Raw genomic sequence first — 6,068 nt, 5'->3', positions numbered from 1 at the left:
GCCGGGTGCCCGCCGGCCGCCGGGCTCGCGGGGCCCCGCGGGGGGGCTCCTGCCGCGCCGCTGTGCGCGGCCGGCGCCGGACCGCCCGCGGGGCGGACCCGTGACACGGGTCCGCCCGGCGGCCGAGGACGTGGGAGCGGCCGTGCGGCCACCTGAGGAAGCGCCGGTCAGCGGCGTCGCCCCTGGCCGGACTCGCCACCGGCGTCCTTGCCCTTGCCCATCTCGGTGCCGTCCGCGTAGTCGATCTTCTCCTTGCGGACCTCGGCGGAGACCTCCTTCTGCTCGGTGACCCGGTTGGTCTCCAGCCGGACCCGCTCCACCGGCACGGACTCCTTGCGCACGGTGGCGCGCTCCGCGTGCAGGGTCACCTCGACGTCCTGCTCGCCGAAGTCCGTGGTCCCGGTGGTCTTCTCACCGGGCTGCAGCGGTTCGCGGACCACGCGGACCTCTTCGTGGGAGACCGGCACGGTCCGGGTGACCTCCTCGGTCACCACGTACTTGTGCAGGCGTGCCCTGCCGCTCTCGTACTCCTCCTTGCCGACGTGCACCTGCTCCTCGGAGCGGATCATCTCCTCGCGGCCGCTCAGGTCGGCCGACCGGGACGTGCCCGCGCCCGCCATCGGGCGCGCCGTGCTGGAGGCGTCCGTGTCGCGGTGCCTGCCCGTACCGCTGCCTGCTCCTGCCATGCCCGCTCCCGTCGTTCCCGCACCGGCCATCCCGGCGCTCGTGCCCGCCGTGGTCGCCTTCCCGGTCGCCTTGGCGCCGGGGGCCGTTCCGGTCCCGCGGGCCGCGCCCGCCGCACCGGCGGCGCCCGCCGCACCCATCGCACCGGTTCCGGCGACGGTCGGCGCGTCCATGCCCGGCGAACGGTTCTCACCGAGGTTGCCGGACTTCCTGGTCAGGCCGTAGTGCCGGTACAGCTCCTCCTCCTCGGCCACGGAGAGATGCGCGTCGGCGTCCACGCGCGGTGCGTCCTTGACGCTGTCCTTCGGATGCGCGACGTGCAGGTCGGAGCCCACCCGACGGGCTCCGGCGAGCGGGACGAAGCTCTCCTTCATGCCGAACAGACCGGTCTTGACCGTGACCCAGTCGGGCTTGCCGGTGTCGTCGTCGACGTACACCCGGCCCACACTGCCGACCTTCTCGCCGTCGTTGTCGTACACGGTCAGACCGTCGAGTTCTCCGGAATCCGTGAAACCGTCAGCGGCTCCCATAACCGATTCCTCCTCTCGGGCACGCCCTGTGGGTGGCTCCACCAGAGGTGGCGCGTCCGGATTCCATCGCGCCTCACCCGCATGGACGCTGCAACCGCCCGCTCGCCCGGATCAGGCCTTCCGGAAGCCCGGTGCGGGGCCCCGGGCCCGTGCGGCGGCACCGGGCCGCCCCCGAACCCGTTAGGCCAATCGGGTGAGGCCCCGGGTCCGGCATATGATCGGCGGACCATGGCGGCCGAAGGACGGACCACCGCCGACCCGCCGAGCCACCAGGGGTGCGCCATCTCTTCCGTACGCCTCCGGCCGCCCGCGCAACGCGGCGAACTGCGCGACCGGCACGAGGGCGGGCACCGTCTCCACCACCTCCTCTGGCGGCTGGGGCCGGGCGTCCGGGTCTGCAGCAGCGCGATTCTCGGCGGCGGCATCGGCACCCGGGCCTGGATCCTCAACGCCCAGGTCCCCGGTGGCTACCCGCGCCTCGACCCGGACCGGCACCTCGCCGAGATCGCCGCCGCGGAGGGGCTCACCGGACCGGGCGCGGGGCTGATGACCGCCGCCGACGTCGCCGCGTACACGACCGGCCAGGACGGCGGAGTCACCGCGACCGTCACCACCGGCCTCGGCGTACGGGGCTGGGCGGCGGCCCCCGACACCGCCACCCCGGCGCCGCGTCCGCCGACGGCGGAGTCCTCGACGGCCCCCTTCCCGCCGGGGCCCGCGGAGGCCCCGGCGGCCCCGTTCAGGCCGGGCACGGTCAACATCGTCGTCACACTGCCCGTCGCGCTCTCCGACGCCGCCCTGGTCAACGCCGTCGCCACCGCCACCGAGGCCAAGGTGCAGGCCCTCCTGGACGCCGGACTCGACTGCTCGGGCACCCCCACGGACGCCGTGTGCGTCGCCGCTCCCGAACCGGGACCCGACGGCGGCGAACCCTTCGCCGGACCCCGGTCCACCTGGGGGGCGCGGATCGCCCGCGCCGTGCACACCGCCGTCCTGGCGGGAGCCCGCACAGGCCCGTGACGGGCCCGGGCCGGCGCACCCCCGCTCACCGGATGCCGCACCACCGGCGCGGCGACGGCGATGGCGAGCTGTGGGCGTCGACGGCTCAGCGGGCCGCCGGGACCTCGGCGATCGAGCGGCCCGCCCACTGGGGCGTCGGCTCGACGAGCGCGGCCAGCCGCTCCCGTACGGAATCCGGGAACGGGATGGTGCGGCCCGCCCGCTGGTCCACATGGAGTGCCAGCAGTTCGCTCGTCGCCACCGGGGCGGCCTCCGGCTCCGGTACGCCGTCCGGCGCGCCGACCACGTACAGCTCGTGGCTGAAGCGCGCCTTCTTCGCGTCCACGCCCAACAGGCGGGTGCGCACAGCGAGATGGGCGCCCTCGGCCACGTCGCGGAGATAGCGCAGATGCGACTCGACGGTGTAGAGCGAGCAGCCGGTGCTCTCCCGGTACCCGGCGTGCAGACCGGTCTCGATCATCATCGCGTCGGTGGCGTACCCGAAGACGAGGACGTAGAACGCCTCGCTCATGTGGCCGTTGTAGTCGATCCACTCGGGTCGCACGGTCCGGTGGAACAGGGGGAGTTCCGTGGCGTCGTCGGTCACGGTCGTCTCCTCGGGGGTCGAGTGCTCGCTCATCGGGCGTCCTCCTCGGCGGACCGGGGCAGCCGGCCCGTGGCCCGCAGGACGTCGATGACGCCCCGGTCCCGCTCGGCGACCAGATCGGCGATGCTCCGGCCGCCCGCCGCCTCCTCGCAGCCGGCCACCACCGCCTCGTACAGCGCCCGGTCCAGCTCCGGTGCTTCGAGCCTGGTCCAGGGCGACTTGAGCGACGGGCCGAAGTGGTCGAGCATATGGGCCATCCCGCCCTCGCCGCCCGCGAGCGCGAAGGTCAGCATCGGTCCCATGACGGCCCAGCGGAGCCCCGGGCCCTCGGTGATCGACGCGTCGATCTCCGCCACCGTGGCCTCGCCGTTGGCGACCATGTGCAGGGCTTCGCGCCAGAGGGCCTCCTGGAGCCGGTTGGCTATGAAGCCGGGCACCTCGCGCTCCATGGTGATCACGGACTTGCCCGCGACGGCGTAGAAGCGCGAGGCCCAGTCGACCGCGGCGGGCGCGGTCCGTTCACCCCCGACGACCTCGACCAGGGGTATGAGGTAGGGCGGGTTGAAGGGGTGCCCGACGACGAGCCGCCCGGGGGCGGCGGCCTCGGTCTGCATGTCCGTCATCGGGTAGCCGGAGGTCGACGAGGCGATCACCGTGCCGACGGGCGTCGCGGCGTCCAGCCGGGCCAGCAGATCGCGCTTGAGATCCAGATTCTCGGGGGCGCTCTCCTGGACGAACTGGGCATCGGCCACGGCCTCTTCGAGCGTCGTGGTGACGGTCAGCCGGTCCTGCGACGCTCCGGGGGCCAGCCCGAGCTGCTCCAGCGCGGGCCAGGCCGCGGCGACGAGCCGGCGCAGCCGGACGGCCGCGTCGGGGGCCGGGTCCCAGGCGGTGACGTCGTATCCGCGGGCGAGGAAGTGGGCCGCCCAGCCACCGCCGATCACCCCGGCCCCGACGCACGCGACACGGCGTACGTCTTCCGGGGCGCAGGGGGCGGCGGGGCCGTCGTTCGCGGCGGCAGAGGGGGTGACAGTCACGGGCGGCACTCCAGAAGGACGGTGTGGGGGAGGGGAGAGGGAGAGGGGGAGGGGGAGGGGGAGGGTGTACGGGAGGGAAGGGAGGCGTGCGTGGTCAGGCGCGCGGGCACAGGCCGAGCTTCACGCGGGCCTCGTCGGGCGTGGCGACCCGGGAGCCCAGGGATTCGGTGATCCGCACGGCGTGCTCCACCAACTGACCGTTGGTGGCCTTGACGCCCCTGCCCAGATAGAGGTTGTCCTCCAGGCCGACCCGGACGTGTCCGCCGAGCAGGATCGACTGGGCGGCCCAGGGCATCTGCATCCGGCCGAGCGCGAAGCTCGCCCACTGGGCGCCCTGCGGAAGCATGTTGACCATCGCCTGGAGGACGCCCGGGTCGGCGGGCGCGCCCCACGGAATGCCCATGCAGAGCTGGAAGACCGTGGGGTCGTCGAGCAACCCTTCGGCGAGGAGCTGTTTGGCGAACCACAGCTGGCCGGTGTCGAAGATCTCCAGCTCGGGCCGGACCCCGAGCTCCTGGATGCGCTTCGCGCCGGTGCGGAGCATGTCGGGGGTCGAGACGTAGAGGTTGCTGCCGTCACCGAAGTTGAGCGAACCGCAGTCCAGGGTGCAGATGTCCGGCAGCAGATCCTCGACGTGCGGCAGCCGTTCGAGACCGCCGACCAGGTCGGTGCCCGGCAGCTGACGGAGCGGGGCCTCCGGGTCGATGACGAGGTCTCCGCCCATGCCGGCGGTCAGGTTGATGACCACGTCGGTGCCGGTCTCCCGGATCCGCTCGACGACCTCGCGGTAGAGCCGCGGATCGCGGGACGGCGCGCCGGTCTCCGGCTCGCGGACATGGATGTGCACCACGGCGGCCCCGGCCCCGGCTGCCTCGACGGCGGAGGCGGCGATCTGCTCGGGCGTCACCGGGACATGGGGGCTGCGGCCGACGGTGTCGCCGGCTCCGGTGAGCGCGCAGGTGATGATGACGTCCTGGTTCACGGGCATGCGGGAACGTCTCCTCTCGGGGAGTTCGGGGAGTTCGGGGAGTTCGGGGAGTTCGGGGGGTTCGGGAGTTCGGGGAGTGCGGGCTCAGGGATCGGGGTCGGGGTGCAGGAGGTGGGCGGGGCGGGGCGGGTGCGAGCGTCAGCCGGCCAGGGGTGACGTCAGGCAGGCGTCCACGTGGGCGATGAGCGCGTCGTGCATGGTCTGCGCGCCGGTGCCCGGGAGGCCGGGCTCGGTGGCCAGGACCTGGGAGGCCAGTCCGTCGATCAGGGCGGTGAGGGCGAGAGCCGTGCTGTCCGCGTCGACCGGACGGAACACGCCTTGTGCGACGCCGCGACGGATCACGTCGGCGACCGTTCCCCGCCACTGGCGGTAGTACTCCACGTGGAGCCGTCCGACCGTGGTGGACCGGGCGGCCTCGGCCCACAGGTCGAGCCAGACGCACCACTGCCGCCGTTGCTGTTCGGTGCGGGGCGTCTGGAGCTCGATCAGCAGGCGCAGCTCGTCCCCGGCGTGACGGGTGCCGGCCGTGGCGTCGGCACGGCGACGGGTGTCCTCGTCCATGCACCAGCGGACCGCCGCCTCGAGCAGTTCGTCACGGCCGGGGAAGTGGTAGTGGATCGCCGCGGTGCTGGTATGGCAGGCCGCGGCGATGTCCGCGACCCGGACGGCGTGGAATCCGCGTTCGGCGATGAGCCGGACGGTCTCCCGCACGATCTGCAAGGGCCTGCCGCCCTCCGGCGAGGGCGACGGCGCGCGAGGGGGCGAGGGGGCGGGCACGGTCGACGGCGTCGGCGTCGCGCTGCCGACCGTCGTGCCGGCTGTCGCGTCGTCGCTCGCACCGGTCGTCGTACCGATCAGCCGACCGACGTCCACGCCGCCGATGTCCGCGATCCGGGCCAGCTCGGCGGCGGTGAAGCGCCGTGTGCCGTTCAGGGAACGGGACAACTTGGACGGATCGATGACGATCCGCCGCGCGAACTCGCGCGCGCTGACACCCGTCGCCTCGATCACCTGCCGGACCTGTGCGGCCACCTCGTCCTGCTCCATGGTCAGCCACCGTAGCCATGTGTTGAGGAAACCTCAACATGAGAGAGGCGTAGTCCCTTAAATAGCAAGGCGTTGGGGGGGGTTGTATAATAAAAATAAAAAAAACAAAAACCACAACCCCACCCTCAGACCCGGCCGGGCCCCCCGCGGGGGGGGGGGGGGTGTGGCACTCTGGG

The 6,068-nt window shown here is 73.2% G+C and carries 6 protein-coding genes; 1 reads left to right on the top strand and 5 read right to left on the bottom strand.

What is annotated here, in order from left to right; all coding sequences use genetic code 11:
• Positions 1 to 167: 167 nt before the first annotated feature.
• Complete coding sequence (locus ACH4KB_RS32710) at positions 168 to 1,214, bottom strand: PRC and DUF2382 domain-containing protein (protein WP_398069839.1); 1,047 nt, start codon at positions 1,212 to 1,214, stop codon at positions 168 to 170.
• A gap of 228 nt (positions 1,215 to 1,442) precedes the next feature.
• On the opposite strand from ACH4KB_RS32710, the gene ACH4KB_RS32705 reads away from it, so the two are divergent.
• Positions 1,443 to 2,234 (top strand): adenosylcobinamide amidohydrolase, encoded by a 792-nt coding sequence (locus ACH4KB_RS32705; RefSeq protein WP_398069837.1) that lies wholly within the window; start codon positions 1,443 to 1,445, stop codon positions 2,232 to 2,234.
• A gap of 85 nt (positions 2,235 to 2,319) precedes the next feature.
• Here the strand turns inward: ACH4KB_RS32705 and ACH4KB_RS32700 are convergent, their stop codons facing one another.
• From ACH4KB_RS32700 to ACH4KB_RS32685, 4 genes are all read right to left on the bottom strand, one after another.
• On the bottom strand, positions 2,320 to 2,853 hold the full coding sequence (locus ACH4KB_RS32700) for a thioesterase family protein (RefSeq protein WP_398069835.1): 534 nt from the start codon (positions 2,851 to 2,853) through the stop codon (positions 2,320 to 2,322).
• Positions 2,850 to 3,857 (bottom strand): 3-hydroxyacyl-CoA dehydrogenase NAD-binding domain-containing protein, encoded by a 1,008-nt coding sequence (locus ACH4KB_RS32695; RefSeq protein WP_398069833.1) that lies wholly within the window; start codon positions 3,855 to 3,857, stop codon positions 2,850 to 2,852. Before ACH4KB_RS32695 ends, ACH4KB_RS32700 begins: the two co-directional genes overlap by 4 nt.
• A 94-nt stretch (positions 3,858 to 3,951) precedes the next feature.
• Positions 3,952 to 4,845, bottom strand: a complete 894-nt coding sequence (locus ACH4KB_RS32690; RefSeq protein WP_398069831.1) for a 3-keto-5-aminohexanoate cleavage protein — start codon at positions 4,843 to 4,845, stop codon at positions 3,952 to 3,954.
• 138 nt (positions 4,846 to 4,983) lie between these two features.
• Positions 4,984 to 5,892 (bottom strand): TetR family transcriptional regulator C-terminal domain-containing protein, encoded by a 909-nt coding sequence (locus ACH4KB_RS32685; protein ID WP_398069829.1) that lies wholly within the window; start codon positions 5,890 to 5,892, stop codon positions 4,984 to 4,986.
• Positions 5,893 to 6,068: the final 176 nt, after the last annotated feature.

The sequence above is a fragment of the Streptomyces sp. NPDC017520 genome, from assembly GCF_044329855.1.
Classification (GTDB): domain Bacteria; phylum Actinomycetota; class Actinomycetes; order Streptomycetales; family Streptomycetaceae; genus Streptomyces.
This window is presented reverse-complemented; position numbering and strand designations above follow the sequence as displayed.